The 22,996-nt window shown below is 57.8% G+C and carries 17 protein-coding genes; 2 read left to right on the forward strand and 15 right to left on the reverse strand.

The window, feature by feature from the left end:
• Nucleotides 1-50: 50 nt before the first annotated feature.
• Together JSS95_15030 and JSS95_15035 are read right to left on the reverse strand one after the other, a co-directional pair.
• Nucleotides 51-2,216, reverse strand: coding sequence for a hypothetical protein (locus JSS95_15030; GenBank protein MBS1801125.1), 2,166 nt, complete (start codon nt 2,214-2,216; stop codon nt 51-53).
• A gap of 26 nt (nt 2,217-2,242) precedes the next feature.
• A complete protein-coding gene (locus JSS95_15035; protein ID MBS1801126.1) occupies nt 2,243-3,874 on the reverse strand; it encodes a hypothetical protein in 1,632 nt (543 codons plus the stop codon).
• A gap of 427 nt (nt 3,875-4,301) precedes the next feature.
• On the opposite strand from JSS95_15035, the gene JSS95_15040 reads away from it, so the two are divergent.
• On the forward strand, nt 4,302-4,943 hold the full coding sequence (locus JSS95_15040; protein MBS1801127.1) for a glycerol-3-phosphate responsive antiterminator: 642 nt from the start codon (nt 4,302-4,304) through the stop codon (nt 4,941-4,943).
• A gap of 52 nt (nt 4,944-4,995) precedes the next feature.
• Here the strand turns inward: JSS95_15040 and JSS95_15045 are convergent, their stop codons facing one another.
• The 11 genes from JSS95_15045 to JSS95_15095 form a co-directional block, all read right to left on the reverse strand.
• Complete coding sequence (locus JSS95_15045) at nt 4,996-6,435, reverse strand: ATP-binding protein (protein MBS1801128.1); 1,440 nt, start codon at nt 6,433-6,435, stop codon at nt 4,996-4,998.
• Nucleotides 6,425-7,831, reverse strand: coding sequence for a sigma-54-dependent Fis family transcriptional regulator (locus JSS95_15050; protein MBS1801129.1), 1,407 nt, complete (start codon nt 7,829-7,831; stop codon nt 6,425-6,427). Before JSS95_15050 ends, JSS95_15045 begins: the two co-directional genes overlap by 11 nt.
• Nucleotides 7,832-7,841: 10 nt before the next feature.
• Entirely contained in the window at nt 7,842-9,665 is a 1,824-nt protein-coding gene (locus tag JSS95_15055; GenBank protein MBS1801130.1) for a TolC family protein, read from the reverse strand.
• A 71-nt stretch (nt 9,666-9,736) separates the two neighbouring features.
• A complete protein-coding gene (locus JSS95_15060; GenBank protein MBS1801131.1) occupies nt 9,737-10,444 on the reverse strand; it encodes an ABC transporter ATP-binding protein in 708 nt (235 codons plus the stop codon).
• Nucleotides 10,445-10,520: 76 nt separating this feature from the next.
• On the reverse strand, nt 10,521-13,073 hold the full coding sequence (locus JSS95_15065; protein ID MBS1801132.1) for an ABC transporter permease: 2,553 nt from the start codon (nt 13,071-13,073) through the stop codon (nt 10,521-10,523).
• A 24-nt stretch (nt 13,074-13,097) separates the two neighbouring features.
• Complete coding sequence (locus JSS95_15070) at nt 13,098-13,481, reverse strand: hypothetical protein (GenBank protein MBS1801133.1); 384 nt, start codon at nt 13,479-13,481, stop codon at nt 13,098-13,100.
• Between the two features lie 2 nt (nt 13,482-13,483).
• A complete protein-coding gene (locus JSS95_15075; protein MBS1801134.1) occupies nt 13,484-14,194 on the reverse strand; it encodes an ABC transporter ATP-binding protein in 711 nt (236 codons plus the stop codon).
• A 23-nt stretch (nt 14,195-14,217) separates the two neighbouring features.
• Complete coding sequence (locus JSS95_15080; protein ID MBS1801135.1) at nt 14,218-15,477, reverse strand: HlyD family efflux transporter periplasmic adaptor subunit; 1,260 nt, start codon at nt 15,475-15,477, stop codon at nt 14,218-14,220.
• Between the two features lie 140 nt (nt 15,478-15,617).
• Nucleotides 15,618-17,033, reverse strand: a complete 1,416-nt coding sequence (locus tag JSS95_15085) for an L-fucose/L-arabinose isomerase family protein (protein ID MBS1801136.1) — start codon at nt 17,031-17,033, stop codon at nt 15,618-15,620.
• A 65-nt stretch (nt 17,034-17,098) separates the two neighbouring features.
• A complete protein-coding gene (gene xylB / locus JSS95_15090; GenBank protein ID MBS1801137.1) occupies nt 17,099-18,583 on the reverse strand; it encodes a xylulokinase in 1,485 nt (494 codons plus the stop codon).
• A gap of 99 nt (nt 18,584-18,682) precedes the next feature.
• Complete coding sequence (locus JSS95_15095; GenBank protein MBS1801138.1) at nt 18,683-19,960, reverse strand: ROK family transcriptional regulator; 1,278 nt, start codon at nt 19,958-19,960, stop codon at nt 18,683-18,685.
• 119 nt (nt 19,961-20,079) lie between these two features.
• Between JSS95_15095 and JSS95_15100 the strand changes: the two genes are divergently transcribed.
• Nucleotides 20,080-21,051, forward strand: a complete 972-nt coding sequence (locus tag JSS95_15100) for a 2-hydroxyacid dehydrogenase (GenBank protein ID MBS1801139.1) — start codon at nt 20,080-20,082, stop codon at nt 21,049-21,051.
• Between the two features lie 69 nt (nt 21,052-21,120).
• On the opposite strand, the gene JSS95_15105 is transcribed toward JSS95_15100, so the two are convergent.
• Nucleotides 21,121-21,486, reverse strand: coding sequence for a hypothetical protein (locus JSS95_15105; protein MBS1801140.1), 366 nt, complete (start codon nt 21,484-21,486; stop codon nt 21,121-21,123).
• Between the two features lie 122 nt (nt 21,487-21,608).
• Nucleotides 21,609-22,886 carry a GGDEF domain-containing protein gene (locus JSS95_15110; protein ID MBS1801141.1) on the reverse strand — a complete coding sequence of 426 codons (1,278 nt, stop codon included), beginning with the start codon at nt 22,884-22,886 and terminating at the stop codon, nt 21,609-21,611.
• Nucleotides 22,887-22,996: the final 110 nt, after the last annotated feature.

Below are 22,996 nucleotides of genomic sequence, written 5' to 3' on the forward strand. Positions count from 1 at the left end.
TTCTACTTTGAGTGTTTGTTTTTCGCGGTCTAAGAGCTTGCGGCGCAACATCACGGCATCACGCCAGGCTTGCCGACCGCCTTCAATGGAACGGTGGGCGCAGCAAGGCCAATGATCTGCACCATGCGGCCGCCACCGGAGTTTCCATAGCTGGCAACCCAGACCGAGCCTGTTGAGTCGATCGCCAGATCCAGCTTTGTGCTCATGCCGGTGCTGCAGACCTGAACTGTACTGGTAGAGCTGCCCGTTCCAGTTGTTGTTCCCGCGTTGTAGCAGGAGTAGTAGGAGTTAGTCGCTCCACTGGAAGGCATGTACTGGTACAGATAGGTGCCCGTCGTGTTATCGAGATACCAGACGGAGCCTGCACCGTCGATGTCGAGAAAGCGGGAAGCCGCTGCCGGGTTGGCTGTGACCTTCGCAGCGTTCAGTACAGCCGAAGAGCCAGATCCGGTGACCGTAGCCTTATAGATACCGCTGCCAGTACCGTTCGTTACAAGATAGGCATTGCCGCTCGCGTCGGGTGCGATGCCATAAGCTCCCGAACCGGAGGCCGTCGCAAACTTCAGACCTGCGGTATATGCCGGCGCGGATGCCGTTCCGGTATTTGGGAAATAGGCAGCCTGCGCCGTCGACGAGCTATTGCCCGCAACCCAGATATTGTTATTACTGTCAGGACGTATTTGAAGAAGCGGAAGAGTCGAAGACGGAACCACTGGGAAGGTGGCTTCTGCATATGACGATCCGTTACGCACGAGCTCATGCAGATTCTGCCCCGTTGCGGTATTGGAGCCATACCAGACATTTCCCAGTGAATCCACTGCAACTCCATAGAGCGTAGTGGAGGTAGAAGGATAGCGCTGGATTAAATTGCCGCTGGCGGCGTCCATCTCCTGCACAAATGCGCTCGCAGCGGTTGTGCTTCCATTGGCGATCCAGATATGGCCGAGGGCATCGGCAGCGATGGCCCGCGGCGATGTAAGGTTCTTTGTGTCGGTATTGGCTGTCCACAGGGTAGTACCGTTGCTGGCCAGCGCAATCACATTGCCCGCAGTGCTAGTGGAGGCATTGGGATTGGAGAAGTACACATTGTCGTTCGCGTCCACGGTCACATAGCTGGGATATGTCGAGCCCTGCCCGGTGGAAGTTGCTCCATAGCCAGCAAGGTAGTAGATGGCGACGCTCCAATCCGTGGCCGAACCGCCACCAGTGCCAAAGCTGGTAAGCGCGGGGACATAGACGCCGGCATTGATCTGTTGCGATCCGGTCTGCGTGGTGTATGGAATTGGCGTCAGAGTGAAATCAAGGATCGGCTGGGCGTTATTTGCGGGATAGCGCGCAATGTTCAACATCGCCTGCAGTGAATTGGAAGGCGCGGTACCCCCTGGAGGCGTGGCCAACTGGAACAGCTTGTTGCAGTAGCTGAAGTCCCCCGATTGCGTTCCACCCATGGTGCACAGATATTGTGCATAGGCCAGCGAGTTCAACTCCTGCACCGGCACGAGTCCACCGCCGACTCCGTCTTTGCTGCCATTGGTGTATTGCGGAAAGTTGCCCACCTTGTACGGCGAAAGATTGTTGGCATTGAGAAATGCGTGAGCCAGTCCTGCATAGTTGCCGGGGCTTCCCGCACCGCTGGTGCCCGCATAGTTGGTTGCCGGTGCGGTCACGTTGACGGTGGTGCCGTTCAGGCTCATGAAGTTCCGGAGCGCCCAGACCGCCGCGACCGTGGAAGCCTCATTGGTCACAATCGATGTGACGTTGTTCGACACCGCCGTCGAGCCAAGAAGCGAACAGTCACCGATCGCCGTCATCATCAGCGAGTTTGGATTGTTGACGAGCGTGGTGGAGAGCGATGCCGACGGATACGGGGTGCCGGCCTCCGCCGTTACATAGAGTTGGTCAGGACTGGAGCAGCTTAGCCCCGTAACGCTCCAGCCGCCGGTAGTATTCGCTGTCACAGTAGTCAGCAGCTTGGCCGTACCGGTATAGCCACCGTTTGCGGCAACACCGTTAGATTGTGTTGCGTAGACCTTCACCGTTGCGCCGGCCATGTAATTGCGGCCCGCAAAGACCTGCCCTTGCAGCTTGACGGGGCTGCTGTAATTCGTCGAAGGCGACGATTGGCTAACTGCGCACCCTGCCAGCACGGCGAGAGTCAAACTGGCCAGCCCTGCGGCGATCGGGCGAACATATGCCGAGCGGAAATTCCTTTGCATTGCTTCTTCTCCCACTGGTCCCTGCCTTAGTTCACGGTGATGGTGAGGGTGATTGAATTGGTCACGGTCGAAACGTTGGAATCCGTCGCCGTGACGAGATAGGTGTACGTCCCCGGCGCCGCGCCGGTGTTCCCCAGGCCTGCATTCTTACCGCAAGCGGTCGTGTTCAGCGCCAGAAGCAGAACAAGAGCGGTCAGGACGGCCGAAGGAAGATGCTTGCGCCGCCAGACGCCCACTGTCAGCACGCCGATAGAGACGATGCCGATGAATGCGAATGGAAGAGAGCGTGGAACAATTCCAGCCGAGTGCGTCGTTCCCATTGCAACAGCAAGCGAAATCGTCGCTGTCCCGTTCGTACTGATCGTCACCTCGGGTGGCGTGGAGACGCATTGTGTGCTGATAGGCAGACCTAACGAATTTGTATTTGGTGACCCCGTGCAAGTGATGTTCAGCACACCGCTATAGCCGTGCTGCCCCGTAATCGTTATGGGGAAGGTAAGAACGCCTCCCGAGGCAATCGACGCCGTTGTATTGCTCGTGGTCGTCATGGCAATCGTTCCTTGAGGAACCGTCAGCCGCGTAGTCCCGATGTACGCGTTCCCCACGGCATCGCGGACCGTTACATTTGCGGGATAGGTGTATCCGGCCACGGTACTGGTGGGAACCGTGGTCGTCACGGTGTAGGTTCCATCGCCCGCAGTCGTATCGCCGTGCGTGCCATCGTCATACATCTGCAACGCCGCTGCCGAGAAGTACGGCGAATCGAAGTTGAGATAGGCTGAGACGCCTGAACTCGCCGGCTGGGTGGCCTTTGTCACAACAGCCTTGAACGTCACCGACTCCAGCACGCCGGGATTTGTCGGTGTCGCCGAAACGACCGCACTCAACTGTGTTCCCGTTGGGCAGGGCGAAGGCGCCGAGGACGAGTTGAAGAAGGTAAGGGGCACATTGACGAAATCGGTTGCATTGTCGAACGTGTCGATACACTTGTTCTTGCGTGTAGCGCCAAGCTGCCGTCCAACGGCAGCGCTTCCGTCATAGAAGGCCTCGCCCGAACCGGCATAACAGCTTGAAGGTGTGGAAGCTGTCGTACCTGTGGCAAAGTCGGATCCATAGCCCACGACATCCAGGAGCTGGCTCCCCGTACCGCAAAGCGAATTGGAGCTCGCAGTCAGCGCTGTCTGCGTGCCGGCCAAAGCAATCACACCGACCGTGCTGCTCAGGATGTTGTCGCCGCTGGTGCCATCGACGACGGTGCCTTCAATGGTCTTCAGGCGATAGTCATAGGGGATCGGCGAAAGACTTCCCACCGTCGAAAGCGTCGGCGAACTGGCTGAGATCATGAAGTATCCGCCAGCCGGAATCGACAGGCTCGGCAGCTTGTACACAGTCCATGAGGCTGTATTGCTGGTCCCACTATGCGTCTGAATCGAGCATGTCGTACAACTGATCGTCGCCTGGGTGGGGTTGAACAAAATGATCGTGTCCTGCCGGTAGGTTGCGCCTGCCAGCCCTCCTGCCCCGGCAACCTCGTAAATCTTCAATGCGGTGTTCCCCGCTGCCGCTTGCGCTGAAGGAGCACGGAACAAGACGGCGACCGCCATCAGGAACAGGGCGATGCTTACCGTTCTGCCGGGAAGCGTCCATTTGACTCGCATGCTGGGTGTGTCCTCCAAGGTCCTCATGGTGTTGCGAATGCTTCGGGCAACCGTCACGCAAAAAACAAAAAGCCGCCCCTCAAGCAGACACCGGCTCCAACACTCAAGGGCGCTGAAGATGTCTGATTGAGGGGCGGCTTTCTCTTTGGATTCTGTGCCGCGCGAAAAGAACGGTAACAAGCGCCTTGGCCGATGTCAACGAGAATTCTCAAAATTTCTTTTTAATCGGCATAGTCAGGCTCGCGCGAGTGAAATCGACAAGAGGGAGGCTAAATTGATCTCTCTGTCATGCCGTGTCAACGAAGATTCATAGTGCGATGAATATCCTCAACATGAATACCCTTGGGCGGTGTTGGCCACGTATTTTGGCTTTTCCTGCCACAAAGGGAAGGTGGTTCCTATATGATTTCGGCAGGGAAACGCAATAATGCAGGCTCGATCCGCAACAATGGAAGGTAAGTCATCGCGTCTCGGCTTTTATTGCACGGCTGAAATGGGAACGAACCCCTCTACTTCGATTGAGTTCGTAAGCAATCCCGTTATCGCGTCTGTTACGACCCCGGAAGCCTTCGAAATCGCTCTGCTCGCTCCGACGCGGTCGCTGTGTATTCTTACCGGCAACCCGCTTACATTGCCGGGTCTCCTTAAACGCGCACACGACTGCGGCAAGCTCTGCGCAGTCAATATCGATTTTCTGGACGGGCTTTCGCGAGACCGCTTTGCAATCGAATTTCTGGCAGCGCATGGAGTTGCGGGCGTCGTCTCCACTCGCACAGAAACGCTCAAGGCGGCCCAGGCACTGGGTCTGATGACGATCCTACGCACCTTTGCGATCGACACAGCCGCTGTCATGGCTGCAAAGAAATCGCTGGCCCAATTCCGGCCCGATGCCGTTGAGGTATTACCGGCCATGGCTGCGCCGCGCGTCAGCAAGTACCTCAAAGAGGTTTATCCCGGAATGACCACGATCGGGGGAGGGTTGATCGAGACCGTGCGCGAGATCGAAGACCTGCTTCACGCTGGAATAAAAGCAATCACAACAAGCAACACTCGTTTGTGGCTGATTTAGTAGATTTCGGTCTCTGGATTCCTTTGGGTTTTCCGCAGCCAACGCTCTGTGCTCACGCTGGCGATTTTGTCATGACCTGGCTGCCCTCCGTCTTTCTTACAGATATCGGCAAGCGCAACTCTGCTCTGCATCCCGCAATGCCGTCGGCCCTGTTACGAAGCTCGACCGTTCCACCATGAGCCTCTGCAATCTGCTGAGCGAGTACGAGACCGATTCCCGTGCCGCTTGGCTTGGTGGTATAGAACGGCACGAACAGATTGTTTGCATTTGTCAAGCCCGGTCCGTTGTCGAGAATCACAACAGTTGCCTCGAACTGACTCTGTTGCCAGGCAATCTCGACTCGTGCGTTACCAGCGTTTTCGGCATCGGGACCAAGTGCTGCCTCTGCAGCATTGCGCACCAGATTGATGAGTGCCTGCTGGATCTGGTCTGCATCGGCTGTCACCGTGACATCTTCTGCGTCTGCGAGAACGACATGAAGCCGTGTCTCAAGCTGAACGACGCGATGCACCAGCGAGGAGAGCTCAACCGCCGCCAGCTTCGGTACAGGAAGCCCCATGAGCTGTCTGTATGCCTGAAGAAATCGGTTCAAGGATTCGGAACGATTTTCGATGACCTCGAGTCCACGGTCAAAGTCGTCGCGCTCCTCTTCAGCAACAGTTGCAGACAGTCTTCCCCGAAGGCTTTCAGCGATCGATTTGATCGGAGCAAGTGAGTTGTTGATCTCATGGCCGAGCACGCGAATCAGGCGCTTCCACGCGGCACGCTCTTCTTCGCGCAATGCCGTTCCAACATCGGCGAGCACCAGCAGAATATGCGGAACACCGCGTAGCCGAAAGCCCGCGCGCTTTACCATCCATCGGATGGATTGCACACCCGAGCCGAGCGGGAGCAGATCGTCGTTCGCAGCCTCGACAAGATACCTGAGCTTGAGCTCCTCTGCCGTACGCCCTAATGAGTTGGCTACACTGAGGCCGAAGACGCGCCCTGCCGAGGCATTGAGCAGCTTTAATCTGCTGTCCGGATCGAACGCCAGAACAGGCGACTGCATGGAGTCCATCACACGCTCGACAAGGGCCATCGCCTCCAGCGCACCTGCGCGCTGGGCCTGAAGCAGGCTTGCAAGAGCATTGATCTCAAGCGCAAGATCGCCGATCGAATCATTACGCCGCGCCCCGCGGGCTCGGAAGGAATAGTCGTCCTCGCGCAAGGAGGCCACAACGTTTGCCAGTGTTTGAAGCGGGCGAGTGACTTGCTCCATCACCAACGAGACGATGAACGTCCAGACAAGTACAAACAGGAGCAGCAGAATTGTTTCGATCAATGGATCGAGCTTCTGCTGCTGAAGGACAAGCCAGCACAACAGCATTCCCGGGAACCCAAGCAAATAGAGCCAAAGACGAAGTCTGCGCTCAAAGCTCAGTCGCCTGCCGGAGCGTCCGAGAGAGAGGCGCTTGATTCGCGGTTTAGCCGGATTTGGCTCAGAGGCCATACTTCTCGATACGCCTGTAAAGAGCTCCGCGGCTGAGGCCAAGTGCGTCGGCCGTCTGGCTGACATTGCCGTTCGTGCGAGCAAGCGCCTTCTTGATAAGAATTGCTTCGACGCTCTCAAGACTCATCTCATCGAGGTTATGCGTCGTGCCAGAGCGCTGTTGCGGGTGCAGACCAAGATCGGAGGGTTCGATACGCGACCCGCGCGCCATCAGAACTCCTCGCTCAATCGTGTGGTCAAGCTCGCGCACATTTCCCGGCCAACTGTACTGGAGCATCAGATGGAGCGCAGCCGGGTCGAAATTTTCAATCTGCCTGCGGTACCGAGCCGTATAGCGAGCGAGAAAGTGCCCAGCCAGAGCGGGAATGTCCTCGCGCCGTTCCCGCAATGGAGGAAGCGTGATCTCGACAGTATTCAAACGAAAAAGAAGGTCCTCGCGAAAGCGTCCTGCCTCACATTCGGCGCGAAGATCGGCGTTTGTCGCGGAAAGCATACGCACATCGATTCTCTGCGTCTTCGACGAGCCAACGCGCTCCATCTCTCCCGTCTCGAGAACGCGCAGAAGTTTTGCCTGCTGACGCACTGGGATGTTGGCAATCTCATCCAGAAAAAGCGTTCCTCCCGTTGCCAGCTCAAAACGTCCAATCCTGTCTGTTCGCGCATCAGTGAATGCACCCTTGACATGACCGAACAACTCGCTCTCGAAGGTTCCTTCGGGGAGCGCGCCTGTGTTCACTGCGACGAGGGTCCGGTCTACTCGAGACGAAAGACGATGCAGCGTCTGCGCCACAACTTCCTTACCTGTGCCATGCTCGCCCATGATGAGTACATTGGCGTCCGAAGGCCCGATACGCGCCATCGTCTCTACCACCGGCCGCATCGCCGCGGACGACGCGATAAAATCGGGCGCGCCTGCTGCACGTAGAATGCGGTTTTCTGCCTCTAGCCATTGCGCCAGGCGTTGGCTGCGCCGCAGCTCCATCTGCGTCCGCAGCACGCTCAGCAGCCTCATGTTCTCCCACGGCTTCTGGATGAAGTCGCTGGCGCCAAGACGCATTGCGTCAACTGCCAAATCGATGTTGCCCCACGCTGTCATGACAACGACGGGAAGCTGCGGATCGATCTCCTTGATCCGCGCTACAAGGTCAAGTCCTTCGCGACCCGAGGTGGTATCGCGCGTGTAATTGAGGTCAACCAAAGCGCCATCGAAGCTCTCGTGACTCAGGGCCTCCAGCGCCAGAACCGGAGTTTTTACCAGCTCAAGCTCATAGCCCTCGGGCTTGAGCAGCAATCTGATTGCCTCAAGAATATGCGGCTGGTCGTCCGCGACGAGCAGTCTGCACGGTTTCTCTTTTTCGGTCTGCCGCACATCCTTCGCCATTGCCTGCGCTGCCATCTCCGCTCACCTACTGCCCACCTGGGGCAATACCTGTCCTTGCCGATTCTATCGAAATTTGGTTTGCATCCAGAGTTGTCCCTAGCGACCGCTCTAACTCGATCTTCGCCTTTTGAAAGGCTGTCATCGCTGCAACAAGCGCGGATTCCGCTGCGGACAGGTCACGCCGCGCCGTCAGTGTCTGAAGGTTCGATCCCGCGCCAAGCTCCTGCTCCTTGGCCGTGATATCGAACGTCTTCTGGGCCAGGTCGCGCGCCTTCCGCGCCGACTCTACGCGCGCTCTGCTTTGCTCCAGAGCATACTGCGCATTCCGGACTTCGATACGTATCTGCTTTTTAAGTTGCTGCATTCGCAACTCCGCCTGACGCGTTTCAAGCTCCGAACGATACTGGTCGGACTTCGCAACGCGGTTCCTGATCGGTACATTCACCGACATGCCGACATAATAATCGGGAGCGCTGTTGTTGAACGCATTCGCCACAGCTCCATGCCAATCCACAGGAGACGTCGAGGGTATGCCCGCGGTGGGATTGGGTGGGCCTGCCAGACCTGTTCCTCCATAGTATGCGGTCAACGCCACCGTTGGCAGAAGGGCGTTGCGCGCCGCACTCCGGCTAATGCGCCTGTTCTCAAGGTCAATGTCCGACTCCTTCAGTTCGATGCGGTCGCGAAGCGCGAGAGCGATGCTGTCCTCCGTCGTAGCGGCCGTCGTCTCCTGCGCATTGTCGACAGCACTTGAGTCGGTTGGTTTGACAGGCATGGCCTCGAGGATGGGATCGTCAAGATTCTTCGTTAAGGCATTCTTGATCAGGAGTTCCTGAAATTGAAGCGTCGTCTTCGCTATCGTCAGGTCCTGCTCACGATTCGCGACCTCAGTCTCGTCCTTCATGACGTCCATCGCCGGAATCGCCTGAAGGGCGAGCTGTTTGCGCCCGCTGTCCAGAGTTTGCTTTGCAAAATCCAGTGCACGGTTTTTTACCTGCTCGTCTTCATATGCCGCCACGAGGTCCCAATACATGTTCGCAATCTGCGTGATCGTCGTTACGACCTGCAGCTTGAATGCCTCATCGGAGATCTTCTGATTGTTCTTTGCAATCCTGAGAAAGCGCAGATTTGGACCAAGCCCGAACCCCGCCAGTAACTGCTGCTGAATGGCAACGTGATAGTACGTGTTGAGCGTTGGATTCAAAAAGCTGCGCGGGCTGTTGGTGGCCCCACGATTGTTGTCAAAAATGGCCGAAAAGGTTGTGCCTGTAGGAAACGCCTGCGAATACCCTAGATTTCCCGTCGTAGTGTTCTGCCGCAATGTCTGTACGCCATAGATCGAGATATTTGAGAGCGGCTGCGTATAGTGCTCATTATTGAAGGAGCCGGTGATCGATGGATCGTATGAAGAGACGTTCGTTCCTGTACCAAGCGTCGATTGCACCAGGCCCGAAGCTCCCGAGCCCGCGCCGCCGGCGCCGCCGGAGGTTCCACCCGCGCCGGCACCGCTCGATCCTGAACCGAAACCTCCAACACCTCCGCCCGGCGTATTTTGCACCACGCCTGTATTGACGCCGCGAAAAGAGCCGCCTGCGCGGGTACGCAGAATATCGGCCTCGGCGATGGGAATGTTGTAGCGTGCAATGGCAAGATCGAGATTGTTCTCCAGCGCCAGGGCAATTGCATTGTTCAAACTCAACTCAAGCACGCCATCGTGTACAAGCGAGTCAATCCGAGGCGTGTTGGCGAGGTTCGGTTTGGGAACGAGCGTAGCCCGATACGTATTCAGGGGGTTGTACGAATGTGGAATATCCAGCCGCAGGGCTGGCGGTTCAACACTAGAAGTCATCGTAGCGTTCTGCGCCCATGAAGCCGCACCGATGGATAACATGCACCCCGCACAGCCAAAAAACAAGGTCCTCACTGCTTAGCCTCCTCACGCGCCAGTTCCGTTAGTCCCGCGGAGTCGGAGTAGATCCAGCCATCGCGCAACTCGATGGTGCGCGTTCCATACTCCGCATTCGCCTCCGAGTGCGTGACCTGTACGATCATCGTGCCCTGCTCATTCAACTGCTTGAACATCTCCATAATTTCCTTGGCCTGTTTCGACTGCAGATTGCCTGTCGGCTCATCGGCAAGTAGAAGCGCTGGCTTGTGAATCATCGCCCGGGCGATGCCCACCAGTTGTTGTTGTCCGCCCGAGAGCTGATGCGGATATAAATCCTTCTTGCCGACGATGTTGAAGCGATCGAGAGTATCGGCCACCAGCGCCTGACGTTCGGCGCGAGGGATGTCTTTATACGAGAGCGGCAGATCGATGTTCTCTGCCACAGTGAGGTCATCGAGCAGGTGATAGCTCTGGAAGACCATGCCGATCCGTCGACGTGCCAGATCAGCGCGCTGCTTGCGGTTCATCAGGTGCACGGCTTCGTCATCAAAAGTAAACTCGCCGCGCCACTGATCGTCGAGCATTCCCAGCACATTCAGAAGCGACGACTTCCCTGCCCCGGACGGCCCCATGATCGTGATGAACTCCCACGGCCGAAAGGTTAACCCGATCCTGCGAAGGACCCACGTCTCCGTGTGCCCGGTTCTATAGCTTCGCTCGACATTTTTCAGCTCAATCATTAGTTCATTGCTCCACCATCGCGGCTGTGTCTATCGATACACGAGAAGACGAGGCCTCGCGCGCGAATCTGTGTCGTTACTCTGTCCGAAGCGCCTTGACGGGATCGGTAGAAGCCGCTCGCTGCGCGGGAATGAGTCCAGCGGCGGATGCTGCCAGCGCCAGCACGGCAACAGCGCCGCCAATGACCACGGCATCGTGTCCGCCAACTCCATAGAGCTGCGACTGCACGAACCGCGCCGAGAGCCAGGCCACTGGAACTCCGATCGCAAGCCCAATGCCAGCCTGCATCATCGCTTCGCGCAGCACCATGGCCACGACGCTGCCGCGGTTCGCACCAAGGGCCATGCGGACGCCAATCTCCGGCGTACGCCGCGCCACGGAGTAAGCCGTCACACCGTACAATCCCACCGAAGCCAGCACAAGGGCCAGCAATCCAAACATCAGCGTAAGCTGCGCCAGCAGCCGCTCCTGATCGAACTGCCCGCGAACCTGTTCGTCGAAGGTCATCAACCGCGTGACGGTCAGATTCGGGTTGATGCTCGCCAGAGTGTGGCGCACCTGCGCCTCCAAACCATCTACCCTACCCTTGGTCTGAATCATGATCGCGCCGGCGTAGAGCGAGCGCAGGTCATCGTCAGGCTTGGTGTGCGCGACTTGTAACAGAGGGCGGAAGTACATCGCACGCACAGGATTGCGGATATCGTTGTACTTCACATCCGAGACCACACCGACGATCTCCCAGTCGCCTGCGCTCTCCATGCCCGAAACGCCGAAGTGCGCTCCCAGGGGGTTCTCTCCATGAGAAAAGAACTTCTTCACGAACGTCTCGTTGACAACCACAACTGGCGCTGACGTCGCCGTGTCGTGAATTGTGATTCCCCTGCCGCGCAGAATACGATGGCCGACAATATCGAAGTAGTCCGGCCCCACGCGAAGCCACGAGGCGCCGATTTGGTCTCCAGCGTGAGGCTCCGGACGCCCCTGCAGAAAGACGCCTTCACCCCAGTTGTTTCCTTCCAGCGGTGTATACAGCGAAAGAGCGACCTTCTCGACACCGGGCAGCCTGCGCAATTCCTGGTCGATCTGGTCATAGATGCCAGACAACTGCTCCTGTTTCAACCCTGCATTCTCCGGGCTGAAGTGAACGACGGTGCGGTTTTCCGTGATGACACCAAAGTCCTGGCCCTCAAGCTTCATCAGGCTTTTCGCCATCAATCCTGCGCCGACCAGAAGCACCAGCGAAAGCGCCGCCTGCAGAACGACAAGCGAACGTTGCACCCAGCCGGAGCGGTCCTGCGTCGTACGATTCGAGCCGCGCAACGCCTCTGCCGGTTGCGAATGCGACGTAACCCACGCTGGCGCAACGCCAAACAGGAGTCCCGTCAGCAGCGAGAGCAGAAATGCAAAGCCAAGCACGGGCAGCGACGGATTCGCATCGATCGGCAGATGAGTCGCATGCGGAAACGCCATCGCCAGCAGCGCCTTCGTGCCGGCAAATGCAACAACAAGTCCGGCGATGCCACCCAGGCACGACAACACGACGCTTTCTGTCAGCATCTGCCGGATCAGCCGCTTCCGCTGCGCGCCAAGCGCCATGCGGATCGACGTCTCCGCGCGCCGCGCCATGCCGCGCACCAGCACCAGGTTTGCAATGTTCGCGCAAGCGATCAGCAGCACAAGCCCTGAGACGGCCATCAACAACCGCAGCCCCTTCCCGAACTCCTCCTGCATGTTGGCGATCCCGGCTCCTCCGGGTGTAAGCACCACATGCGACTTCAGGAGATTCGGCTTCTGGTCTGCCTTCTGATAAGTGTCAATCGTCGCCAGGTAGTTGCGCAGCAATCCGCTCATCTTTGCCTGCAACTGTCCAACGTCTGTGCCGGGCTTTACCTTGCCCAGCAGATAGAGCCAGTTCGCGCCCCTGTGATGCAGCAGCGACGTCGGATGCGCCGGCCCGAACTGCGGCTCAAGCACCATCGGAATGTAGAAGTCCGGCGGATTGTCCGTCATGCGGTCGCCATAAAACGACGGTGGTGTGATGCCGAGAATCGTTACCGGATAGGTATTCAGGATGAAGGTGCTGCCCACAACAGATGGGTCGGCGTTATAGTCGCGCTGCCATGCCTGATAGCTCATCACCACGCCCATCGGCGCGCCGGGCTTGTCGTCGGAGGGCTGTAGCAATCTGCCGGCATACGGCTTCAGGCCGAATACATCGAAGTAGTTGCCCGTGACCATCTCACCGGCAACAGGCTTCGGCAGAGCATTGCTGCCACCTCCGCGCGCAGTAAGATTCCCCTTCCAGAACCCGGCCTGCATCGCTGCCAGTTGCTCAAACTCCGGAGTATTGTCGCGAAGATGCTCGTATAACTCCGACGCGAAGATCGAGTAGTTGTTTTCGCCCGGAACGCCGCCGTTGACGCAGCAATCGCCCCTGTCGCCTACCCGCACCAGCATCTTGGGATCAGCAACAGGTAGGTTCTTAAGGAGGACAGCGTGCACCAGCGTGAAGATCGCCGCATTGGCCCCGATGCCGAGTGCCAGCGTTATGATCGCTGTCAATGTAAAGCCGGGGGCCTTACGCAACTGTCGAAGCGCAAACTTGATGTCCTGGGCCAATCGGTTCACTGCATACCCCCTTCGACTGTTTCCTTACGCTGCGGTCCGCGTCTTCACTGGCAACATCGCAGTCGCCGCTGCCGGTCTCGGGACTTCAAACAGCGACTGAAGGCCCGCTACCGGAACCGAAAGCTCGACGTTGTACTCGCGCAGACCGACGATCACGGTGAAGCCGGGAACCTTGTCCGGGCAATGGATACGCGCGCGCATCCGAGAAAACGGATCGGCAGCTTCAACTTCGTTCGCCATCCGTCCAACGCTATGGTTCGTAATCAGGCGGAGATCTTCTCCGTCTGCCTCGTAAAAGATCGCTGCATGAACGCCGATGCCAAGCACAATCGCCACCAGTAAAGCCGCGCCCGCGCCCGGCGTCTCCCGGAAAAGCTGTCTCAGTCCTTCAACCGCAACACGCATCATAACTACACCTCCGCCAGCAACTGGCTAAGTTCCCCTTCCGCCACAACCTTGCCATCGAACAGATGAATCTGCCGCTCTGCGTGCGCGGCAAAGCGAGGATCGTGCGTCACCATGCAGATCGTCGCTCCCTCGTCGTGCAACTCCTTCAGCAGCTTCATAACAGCCTCACCATTTTTTGAATCGAGGTTTCCCGTAGGCTCGTCCGCCAGCAGGATTGAGGGCGACCCAGCCAGCGCGCGAGCAACGGCGACGCGCTGCTGCTGACCTCCGGAGAGCTGCGCCGGATAGTGACGCATGCGGTGGGCCATGTTCACGCGCTCCAGCGATTCCTGCACGCGCTTCTTGCGCTCGGCCGCGGGCATACCCGTGCGATAGGTCAAAGGCAACTCGACATTCTCCGCGACACTCAGATCGCCGATCAGGTTGAAGCTCTGAAAGATGAACCCTATCTCCTGGTTGCGAATCCGCGAACGGTCGGCAAAGTCGAGGTTGGCAACCTCCTTGCCGTTCAGTTGATAGCGACCGCTTGTCGGCGTATCGAGCAGCCCGATAATCGATAGCAGGGTGGACTTGCCACAGCCTGAAGGCCCCGACATCGCCACATATTCGCCGCGCGCAATCTGCATGTGCACGCCAGAGAGCGCGTGCGTCTCGATCTCATCGGTATAAAACACCTTCGTCAACTGCTCGATCTCGATAATCGTGTCTGCCATCTGCCCGCTCCTTGTCTTTCTGCCTACTCGAGGCGAATTCTGTCTGTGTTGTCCCAACGGCTCATGTCCGAAAGAATGACCGTATCGCCAGCCTGCAAACCTTCGATCACCTGAATGGCATTGACCGAAGCCTTGCCGACCTTGACCGGAACTCGTACAGCTCCCTTGCCATCTGCGCTCAACTTGAACAGGCTGATCGTGCTGTTCTCGTTGCCGAACGCCGGCCTGCCTACGTACAGCACGTTCTGCAGGCGGTCCAGGTCAATCTCTCCATCTACGCTTAGATCGGGCCGCGCCCCTTGCGGCAGCGCGCCTGACAGTTCTACGTCGACGGTGACGGTTCCGTTCACTACCGCGGGATCAATTCGCATCACTTTGCCTTCGATCACACCGTTATGCGTGTCGATCTCCGACGGCTGGCCAATCTGGATGTCCCGGGCCTGAGTCTCTGCAATCTTCAGACTGGCCTTCAACTGGTCGGGCTGCACCACCTTCGCCAGCGTCGTCCCAGGAGCGACGTGCTCTCCCACCTGGTGTGGCAGATCGACGAGAACGCCGCTGATCCCGGCCTTCACGCTCAGGGCGTCCTGCTGCTTCTGTTTCAGTGCCAGCAGAGCTTGCGCCTGCTCCACCTTGGTCTGCTGCACGGCAACCTGTGTCTCAATTGCTTTTTCGTTCACAACCAGCCGTTGCTTCTCAAGATTGTCGCGCGTCGTCAGCTCATCGGCCTTGCCCTTGGACGCGTTGTACGTAAGACCACTGATTACTCCCAGGTCAAAGAGCGACTTGTCGGTCTGCGCCTGCAACTTCGCCTGGTTGTAGTCCGCTGTGACCGTCGCCGCGCCCGCCCGCTGCGTCATCAGGTCGCTCTGCAGCTTGGCCTTGACGTTCATCAAATCTGTCTGCGCAGCTTTCAATTGCAACTGCGCGTCCAGCAACTCCTGCTGGACCGTCGGATCGACAAGATCCATCAATACCGTATTCGGCTCAACCTTCGCCCCAGGCAAGACACGGATGCGAACGACAGTCGCTTCCGTCTCGGCCGGAATCAACCGGATGCGGTCTTCACGCGGCACAAGAGAGCCGGGCCCGCGTACCTGGCGCAACAGCGGTCCTTGCTTTACCGTGTCGGTCCAAACCGTGGCGCGATCCACAGTAGGCGCAGCCGGCTTCAGGCGGGAGACAAAGAACGCAGCAGCCGCAAGAACGACGAGAGCAACTGCTCCGGCGATCCATTGCTGCCGCTGCTTCTTCTTCTTAATGTCTGGTCGTTGAATATCCATTGCGCTCTATATCAAAGCACTCAGGAAGCCAAATCAATCCACCTGTTATCAATAACTTGGAGCTGGCGATCCCGTGGAAACTGTCCACGCACAAGAAAGGCTGTCCATTATCGGACAGCACGGGAGCAGAGAACCTGCGACTACGAGTGACGTGACATCGGCCAGCCGAGATAGTTCTTTGCCGCTTCTTCAACCGCACCCGCACAATGCGAGAAGTTTGCAGCAACGTGATGCTCGAAGCCGTTCTCGCAGATGTACCGCAGCAGCTTCTGCATGTTCGGAATCTCGACCACCCCCGCCCCACCAAAGGTCTCCAGCGCATCGTCGGTGAAGTAGCCTTCGCCGACGTAGCCTCGAATTGTTCCGGTAAAGTCGTCGGTCGAAAAACGAGTGAAGGTCATCGCGCCCGCCTTCACCTTGCCGTCGAGAGTACCGTAGGTCTGCTCCTTACCGACGGTGCCGGCGATGATCTGCTGGAAGTCCATCTTCACGCCACCCTCGCGGAAGAAGTGCTTCGGCAGGTTCGAGCAGTGGAAGCAGACGGCCTTATTTGGATTGCCGCCGTAGTTGTTGTTCCAGTCCAGCAGCGCCGAGGGCGTCTCGCTGGCCAGCGTAAGAGCGTGCATCGAGACCGTTCCCATCGTGTCCACCTCGCAGGCGCTGGGCAGCAGCTTCTCGCTCATCATGCTCATCACCGTGCATGGCACAACACCAAAGAACTCTTCCATTGAGGTCCAGCACTGCACCGAGGTCACGTCGAGATCGTTCGACTTCATCCAGCCATCGATGACGACTCCAAGTTTGGACATCTTAATTAAAGCTGCTTCAGGCGTGTTGTTGAGCGGGAGGTAGCTCTTGATTGCTTTGAGTTTCTCCTGAACGGCTGCATCGGAGTCCGGTAGCTTCGCAATGCGGCCGAAGACTTCACTCAAGTCCAGCGTGTCCACGGTAATTCCACTGTTTTCGAGCAGTTTCTCCGAGTAACGAACCGTATTGAATGCCGCCGGGCGAGCGCCGATAGCGCCGATGCGCAGGTTACGGAAACCGCGAACGATGCGGCAGGTCGCCGCAAACGACTGCAAATCCTTCTCGAACTCGGGCGACGAGGGAGCCTCGGTGTGCAGTGTGGTCAGTGTGAACTTAACGCCGTACTGCCGCAGGTTGTTGCAGATCGACATTTTGCCGCAGAAGCTGTCACGGCGGAAGGCGATGCTCATCTTGCCCGCGTCGTCAGGTGTCGCCTGGATCAGCACAGGCACGCGCAGATCCGCCAGGCGGATGGCGTCAGCGAGGCCACGCTCTTCGCCGAAGTTGGGCAGCGTGATGATGATGCCGTCGATCTCCGCTGCATGTTTCTTAAAGAGCGCCGCACAGGTCTTTGCCTCTTCGTAAGTCTCAACGGCGCCGAAGGCCGTCTGCTCCGGCGACGTGACGATGACCTTGTGCCCCTGCTTCTCGATCGCGGCCACCATCTCTGTACGCCCGGTTGCAGCCAGGTGGCTGGGAAAAAAGCCGCGGTTGCCAACGATCAATCCAAAAGTCATCTGACGTGCCATGTGTTTATCGAAACCTCAAAAGTAGCTCGCTAAAAACTCAACCCCCGACCTTATCTGCGCAACGGTTAAGTTCGCAGATAAAGCTCACGAAGGCGGAGACGATACAACTCCATCGCCGCCTGATACTGCTGATACCTGTCCGCCTGCGGCCTTACCGACCGCGATGGATCAACCTTAACGATACGTTGCGCAAGCTCCTCATAGCTTGCGCAACGTCCGCTTTGGACGCCGTCGACGTAGATCGCCTGAATGGCAGCCCCCAGGCTCCCAGCCTCCTCTTCAAGGGGAACCTCAATCTGTGCTTTAGTAGCATCGGCCAGCAACTGACGCCATGCCCTGGAGCGCGATCCTCCGCCGATGACGTGAATCACTTCGGCCTTTCTACCCTCAAGAATCAGATCGAGCCCGGCAAGCACCCCGAAGCTCACTCCTTCGATCACGGCGCGAATCAGGTTGTCGGTCGTGAAGTTATTCGCCGAAACTCCCAGCAACGAGCCTCGGGCTTCGGGGAGATCAGGCGTTCGCTCGCCATGAAGGAACGGAATAAAGGTAAGCCCTCCTGCCCCAGGCTCCGTACCGGCAAGTGCAGGTTCAATGTCGGCCACCGTGTGGCCAAGCACTTGCAGCGTCTGCGTAACTACATTCGTAGCGTTCATCGTGCAGACCAGAGGCAGCCACCCCCCCGACGACGCACAAAACGGAGCAACACTGCCACTGCGATCCTTCGACGCTGACGACGTATGAGTATAGACGGTGGACGAGGTCCCAAGACTCAGCGTTACAACACCGTCGCGCACATTGCCGGTGCCGATTGCGCCCATCATGTTGTCGCCGCCCCCCGGCGCAACAATACATGTGACCGGAAGATTGAGTTCAGCCGCCACCTCAGACCGCAGCGGACCCACAATTTCGTCAGGGCCGATCAGACGAGGCAGAGCCGCAAAAAGTTGTCCTGAGCCTCCGTCGATCGCGTCCAGCACGTCCTTTGCCCAGGCTCGGGTGCGCGGATCGAAGAAAGCCGTACCCGAGGCGTCGCCATATTCGGCCCGCATCTGTCCTGTCAGCCAGAAGTTCAGATACTCATGGGGCAGAAGGATATGTCGAATACGCGCAAAGTTCTCAGGTTCAGACTGCTTTAGCCACAGGAGCTTCGACACGGTGTAACCGGTCAGGGGAAGGATGCCGAAGCGTTCCATACAGGCCTCAGCTCCTCCAAGAATCTCGACAAGCTCGGCATTCTGTCGCGCCGTCTCGGTATCGTTCCACAGCTTCGCGGGGCGGATCACCTTTTGGTCCTTGTCCAGAATGACAAGTCCATGCTGCTGGCCTGAGATACCTATGGCGCGAACGTCGTTGCGTCTCGCGGCGGCGAGAGCCTGCCCAACGGACGAGCGAAGGGCATCCACCCACCATTGGGGGTCCTGTTCGCGTGCCCCCGTCTCCCGCTCGACCAGAGCATGCGGGGCATAACCGCGACCGAGAGCTGTACCCTCTTCATCGATCAAGAGGGCCTTGGTTCCCTGCGTCCCGCAATCAACTCCCAGATACATTCTTCGCGATCCCGCCTCGTCTGCTGGAAAAGCATACACAATTATTTTCTGTATGCAAAATAAATATCGATCTTCACGTTTGTCAATGGACGAATCGGGCTACTGTGCCGACTGTTTCTTGCGCGAAGGCGATTTCTTCGAAGCCCTGGACTTGATGCCATGGGTGGAGTGATGAAAGCGAACATGCCGATGCAGGAGGATTGCCGCGGCCCCGCTAAGACGTGCCGACTGGCCATCGCCAGCAGGCTCAAGTCTTGGCGGGCGTCCAGCCAACATCTTGTCGGCAAGTTCCTTTTTGATCTGAGGCTCGATTAGGTTCCACGCCGACGTAATCTCGCCGGCAATCAGGATGAGCTCCGGCGAAAGTGCTGCGGTTACAAGCCGCAAACCGCTTCCCAGGGCGAGTGCCTGCTGCGTGGTAACCTTGCGGGCAGCAGGATTGCCCTCCTCCGCCAGCCGCAGCAGAGCGTTGATGTCGTTCACCTCTGTCCCCAATTTGAGCGCGGAATAGCGCTTCAGCGCGGCACGCGAAGACGCAAAAACCTCCCAGCATCCATGCTGACCGCACCCGCACAAGGGGCCAGCCGGGTCGATGGGGATGTGTCCCATCTCTCCTGCAAGGCCGTTGAAGCCATAGACCACCTGACCGCCGGAAAAGATTGCAGCGCCGACACCTTCTCCCACTGCGACCAACACCGCATTGCGAACTCCCTCCAGGCGTCCATGCCATATCTCCGAAGAGAGGCAGGCATTGGCATCGTTGTCCAGTTCCACCTGCAACTTCAGCTTTTTTTCGAGGGCGCTCTTTAAATCGAAATCGTGCCAGTTCAGGTTCGGCGCCATCAGGATCCGCTGCGTCACCGGGTCGACCCTGCCGGGAATGCTCACACCAACGCCTTCAAAGGTCATCTTCGAAAACCGCTCGCGCAACATCTCAATGCAGGCGATGATCTTGCTGACCGCAGCCTCGGGGCGAGAACCGATCGAGATTGTCTCCTGCGAGAGAAAACGGCCCGAGAGGTCGATGACGGCAACAATGGCGCGGCCCGGGCGCAGGTCCACCGCCAGGATCACAAGCTCATCGTTGATTGAGATCATGGTGGAAGGGCGCCCGCGCGAGCCGCGCACAATCGCCCCCTCCTTGATCCAGCCCTCTTTCAGAAGATCGTCGACAATCGCGGAGATCGTGCTGGGTTGCAGGCCGGAGAGCCGTGCCAGATTCACGCGCGAGATCGGCTGCCGGAAGCGGATAAATTCGAGGACGATGTCTCGATTGATCTCACGTGCCAGATCGCTGGTAGCCAGCGAAGCTGTCGTCAAGTCAATCTTTCGTATCCCGCGCAATCTCTCCAGTGATTGAGCACCGGATGGATTCATCGTCTCGATACCCTCCGCTAGTCATCATACGTCACCGCAAAGTTATATCCGATCTACAGATGCCGGGAAGGTTCAAGACGCATTTTTCTTTTTGGGCCAGTTTCATGCACACTCGGAGAATGATTCGAGTTGGTGTCGATGAAAACGCAGCGGAAGTGCTTCTGGCCGGCTTTCCAAAAGAGGCCGAGATCGTCCGCATCCCGCGCCATTCCAGCGCAGAGTTCAATGTGGATTTCTGGATCGTCCCATTCGCCCGCAAAGACGCAGCAGAGACCTTTTCACGGCTTCGTGGAGTCAAGGTCATCCAGTCGCTGATGGCAGGCGTCGACTGGATCCTTCCCTGGCTGCCTCCAAATGTCACGCTGTGCGATGGCCGGGGTATTCACGACATTTCGACCTCAGAGTGGGTGATGGCTGCCATCCTCTCCTCCGTCAAGCGCATTCCGCTCTACCGCGATATGCAGAACCGCCACGAATGGAGAGGTCAGTCCTCTGTGACGGATGGCTTCCTCAACGAGGGCGGAGCGCAGGCAGGGCTGTACCGCGTTCTCGGGGACGATCTCGCAGGGAAGACGGTGCTGATTATCGGTTACGGTTCTATCGGCTCGGCGATCGAAGCAAGGCTGAAGCCCTTCGAGGCAAAGGTGCTTCGGGTAGCGAGAAGCGCAAAACAGACCCCGGAGGTCTTCCCTGTCGCCGAACTCAAGACGCTTCTCCCCAAAGCCGATATCGTCGTCGCTATCGTTCCGCTGACCGAGGAGACACGCGGTCTCATCGGAGCGGAAGAGATTGAATCGATGAAGCACGGCGCCCTGCTCGTCAATGCGGCCCGCGGCCCAGTCGTGGAGACCACCGCGCTTGTCGAAGCTCTACAGTCGCATCGTATTCAGGCCGTTCTCGACGTGACCGACCCTGAGCCTCTGCCAAGGGACCACCCGCTGTGGTCCGCGCCGAACTGCATGATTACTCCGCATGTTGGAGGATCGACACCGGAGTTTATCCACCGTGCATTCCGATTCGCCGCGGCCCAGGTTCGCCGCTTCATTGCCGCAGAGCCGCTGGAAAACATCGTCACTGACATCGGCTACTGATTCAGACACTGAAGCCGCGCCTTGGATCGACGCGGCTTCAGCAATTTTCCTGGCAATCGGAAAGGTCAGCTACATGCGGCGTGTGCGAGGCACCCGGGGAAGATCATCGTCGTATTCATCTTCCTCTTCATCGTCCTCATCTTCATCATCGTCATCGTAGTAGCCGTCTTCGTCGTCCTCGTCCTCGTCTTCATCATCGTCATCGTCTTCTTCGTCGCCATCATCCTCGTCGTCGAAGTCTTCGTCGTCATCTTCTTCGTCGTCGTGATCCTCGTCATCATCGTCTTCGTCGTCATCTTCGTAGTCATCGTCGTCATCATCCACGCTAGATGGCGCGGCGAGAACTTCCTCAAAATAAAATTGCGGCGACGAGACAAATGGGGCGAGGGGCTGCAACGGATCGATAGTTTCCTGAGTGATGGGCTCTGTGGCCATGAACAAATCTCCTGTGAACTATTGTATTTCTGCCTGGCGTTAAAGTTGAAAACAGGATTTGAGAAAATTTCGCTCCTATACGAGGCAAAGGAGGAGCGCACAAAGCTTCGGGTTCACCCATCCTAAGATGGCGATTCGGCCAGTAAAGCTGTCCCGCGTTTCTGCTCGTACATACGCTGATCGGCCAGCCTCCGCAGAAGCACCTCGTCTGCGGCATCGTCTGGGAAAACAGCAACCCCCACGCTGCCGCTGACAGCCAGCTTCTGACCGGCTATGGTAAACGGTTTCCTGAGGGCCTCGTCAATACGTGCCGTGCAGGCCTTTACGATTTGAGCGACTGGTGTATCGATCGGGAGGTCGCCGGCGACAATGATGAACTCATCTCCTCCCAGGCGCGCCAGCGTATCTCCCGAACGGATCGCATGGCGCAGGCCATGGGCAATCTGCTGCAACAGCAGGTCGCCGGTATCATGCCCCTGCGAGTCGTTGATCGCCTTGAAGCCATCCAGGTCGATCATCATCACGGCCGTGCGCGTTCCATTCCCCTGAGAGTGCCGGATCGATCGCGCCAGCCGCTCCTCGAAACGCCTGCGGTTGGGCAGGCCGGTCAACTGGTCATGCAACGCGAGCCACTCGTTACTTGTAACCTGCCGCTCCAGCATCACCAGAAGCATCCCGATCGTCACCAGAAACTTCTGCCAGTCCCACACCTCCGCGGCGACAGGGATATATTCCGGACGGTTCGAGACCCAGGAATGCAGCAAAAACACCAGTGCCCAGACCGCGAAACCCATCACAATCGCCACTTTTCCCAGGCTCTTACGCGGCAGGCTGAACTGAAATAAAACAGCTACGGTAAAGTAGATGACGAACAAGGGAATGTAGACCGCATCGCGGTACATCGCCGTCGAACCGAAGGTCCACACTAGACCCCACACCCCAAACTGCAATGCGACAAGCCACCATGCCTTCCCGATTTTCAGGCTTCGCGCTGCAAGGAAAGGAGCCATTAGCCCAAGAACCAGACCGCACGCTGCAATCATGCGGTAAGGCCCCGCCTTGCGAACATCCAGCGCGTAGATGGTCTGCACCGCTGCAAACGGAACAGCATTGATGAGCAGGTAGGTCAGGGCCGCACGGCGGGGAAAGAGGCTCTTCGACGCAGCCCACAAAAAAATCATGCCGGCCGCAAGATACGAGTCCAAAGCCACGACATGCGCCGGGATATGCCGCGGCCCCGAGGACATATAAAAGACGTGCGCAATCGCCTCGAGAAAGATAAAGAGCATACCGGTAATCCACAGCCCCACATCCTCCTGCCGATGTCTCCTTCGCAGGAAGTACAGGATGGTAAGCAATGTGGCCATAGCGGCCAGGTCTGGGAGAAGCTGAATATTCATCGATGTTCTTTTAACGCTTATCAGTAGCTTGATCCTGGTTGCGGACCTGTCGTCGTAGCGAATTGTTCATTATGCAGCTTCAAAGTTGAAAATTGTGAAATTTTGTACAG

The sequence above is a fragment of the Acidobacteriota bacterium genome (assembly GCA_018268895.1).
Lineage (GTDB): Bacteria > Acidobacteriota > Terriglobia > Terriglobales > Acidobacteriaceae > Edaphobacter.

Coding starts and splice junctions, on each gene's coding strand:
- JSS95_15030 (MBS1801125.1), bottom strand. CDS start 2,216: ATGCAAAGGAATTTCCGCTCGGCATATGTTCGCCCGATCGCCGCAGGG.
- JSS95_15035 (MBS1801126.1), bottom strand. CDS start 3,874: ATGCGAGTCAAATGGACGCTTCCCGGCAGAACGGTAAGCATCGCCCTG.
- JSS95_15040 (MBS1801127.1), top strand. CDS start 4,302: ATGCAGGCTCGATCCGCAACAATGGAAGGTAAGTCATCGCGTCTCGGC.
- JSS95_15045 (MBS1801128.1), bottom strand. CDS start 6,435: ATGGCCTCTGAGCCAAATCCGGCTAAACCGCGAATCAAGCGCCTCTCT.
- JSS95_15050 (MBS1801129.1), bottom strand. CDS start 7,831: ATGGCAGCGCAGGCAATGGCGAAGGATGTGCGGCAGACCGAAAAAGAG.
- JSS95_15055 (MBS1801130.1), bottom strand. CDS start 9,665: ATGACTTCTAGTGTTGAACCGCCAGCCCTGCGGCTGGATATTCCACAT.
- JSS95_15060 (MBS1801131.1), bottom strand. CDS start 10,444: ATGATTGAGCTGAAAAATGTCGAGCGAAGCTATAGAACCGGGCACACG.
- JSS95_15070 (MBS1801133.1), bottom strand. CDS start 13,481: ATGATGCGTGTTGCGGTTGAAGGACTGAGACAGCTTTTCCGGGAGACG.
- JSS95_15075 (MBS1801134.1), bottom strand. CDS start 14,194: ATGGCAGACACGATTATCGAGATCGAGCAGTTGACGAAGGTGTTTTAT.
- JSS95_15080 (MBS1801135.1), bottom strand. CDS start 15,477: ATGGATATTCAACGACCAGACATTAAGAAGAAGAAGCAGCGGCAGCAA.
- JSS95_15085 (MBS1801136.1), bottom strand. CDS start 17,033: ATGGCACGTCAGATGACTTTTGGATTGATCGTTGGCAACCGCGGCTTT.
- xylB (MBS1801137.1), bottom strand. CDS start 18,583: ATGTATCTGGGAGTTGATTGCGGGACGCAGGGAACCAAGGCCCTCTTG.
- JSS95_15095 (MBS1801138.1), bottom strand. CDS start 19,960: ATGAATCCATCCGGTGCTCAATCACTGGAGAGATTGCGCGGGATACGA.
- JSS95_15100 (MBS1801139.1), top strand. CDS start 20,080: ATGATTCGAGTTGGTGTCGATGAAAACGCAGCGGAAGTGCTTCTGGCC.
- JSS95_15105 (MBS1801140.1), bottom strand. CDS start 21,486: ATGGCCACAGAGCCCATCACTCAGGAAACTATCGATCCGTTGCAGCCC.
- JSS95_15110 (MBS1801141.1), bottom strand. CDS start 22,886: ATGAATATTCAGCTTCTCCCAGACCTGGCCGCTATGGCCACATTGCTT.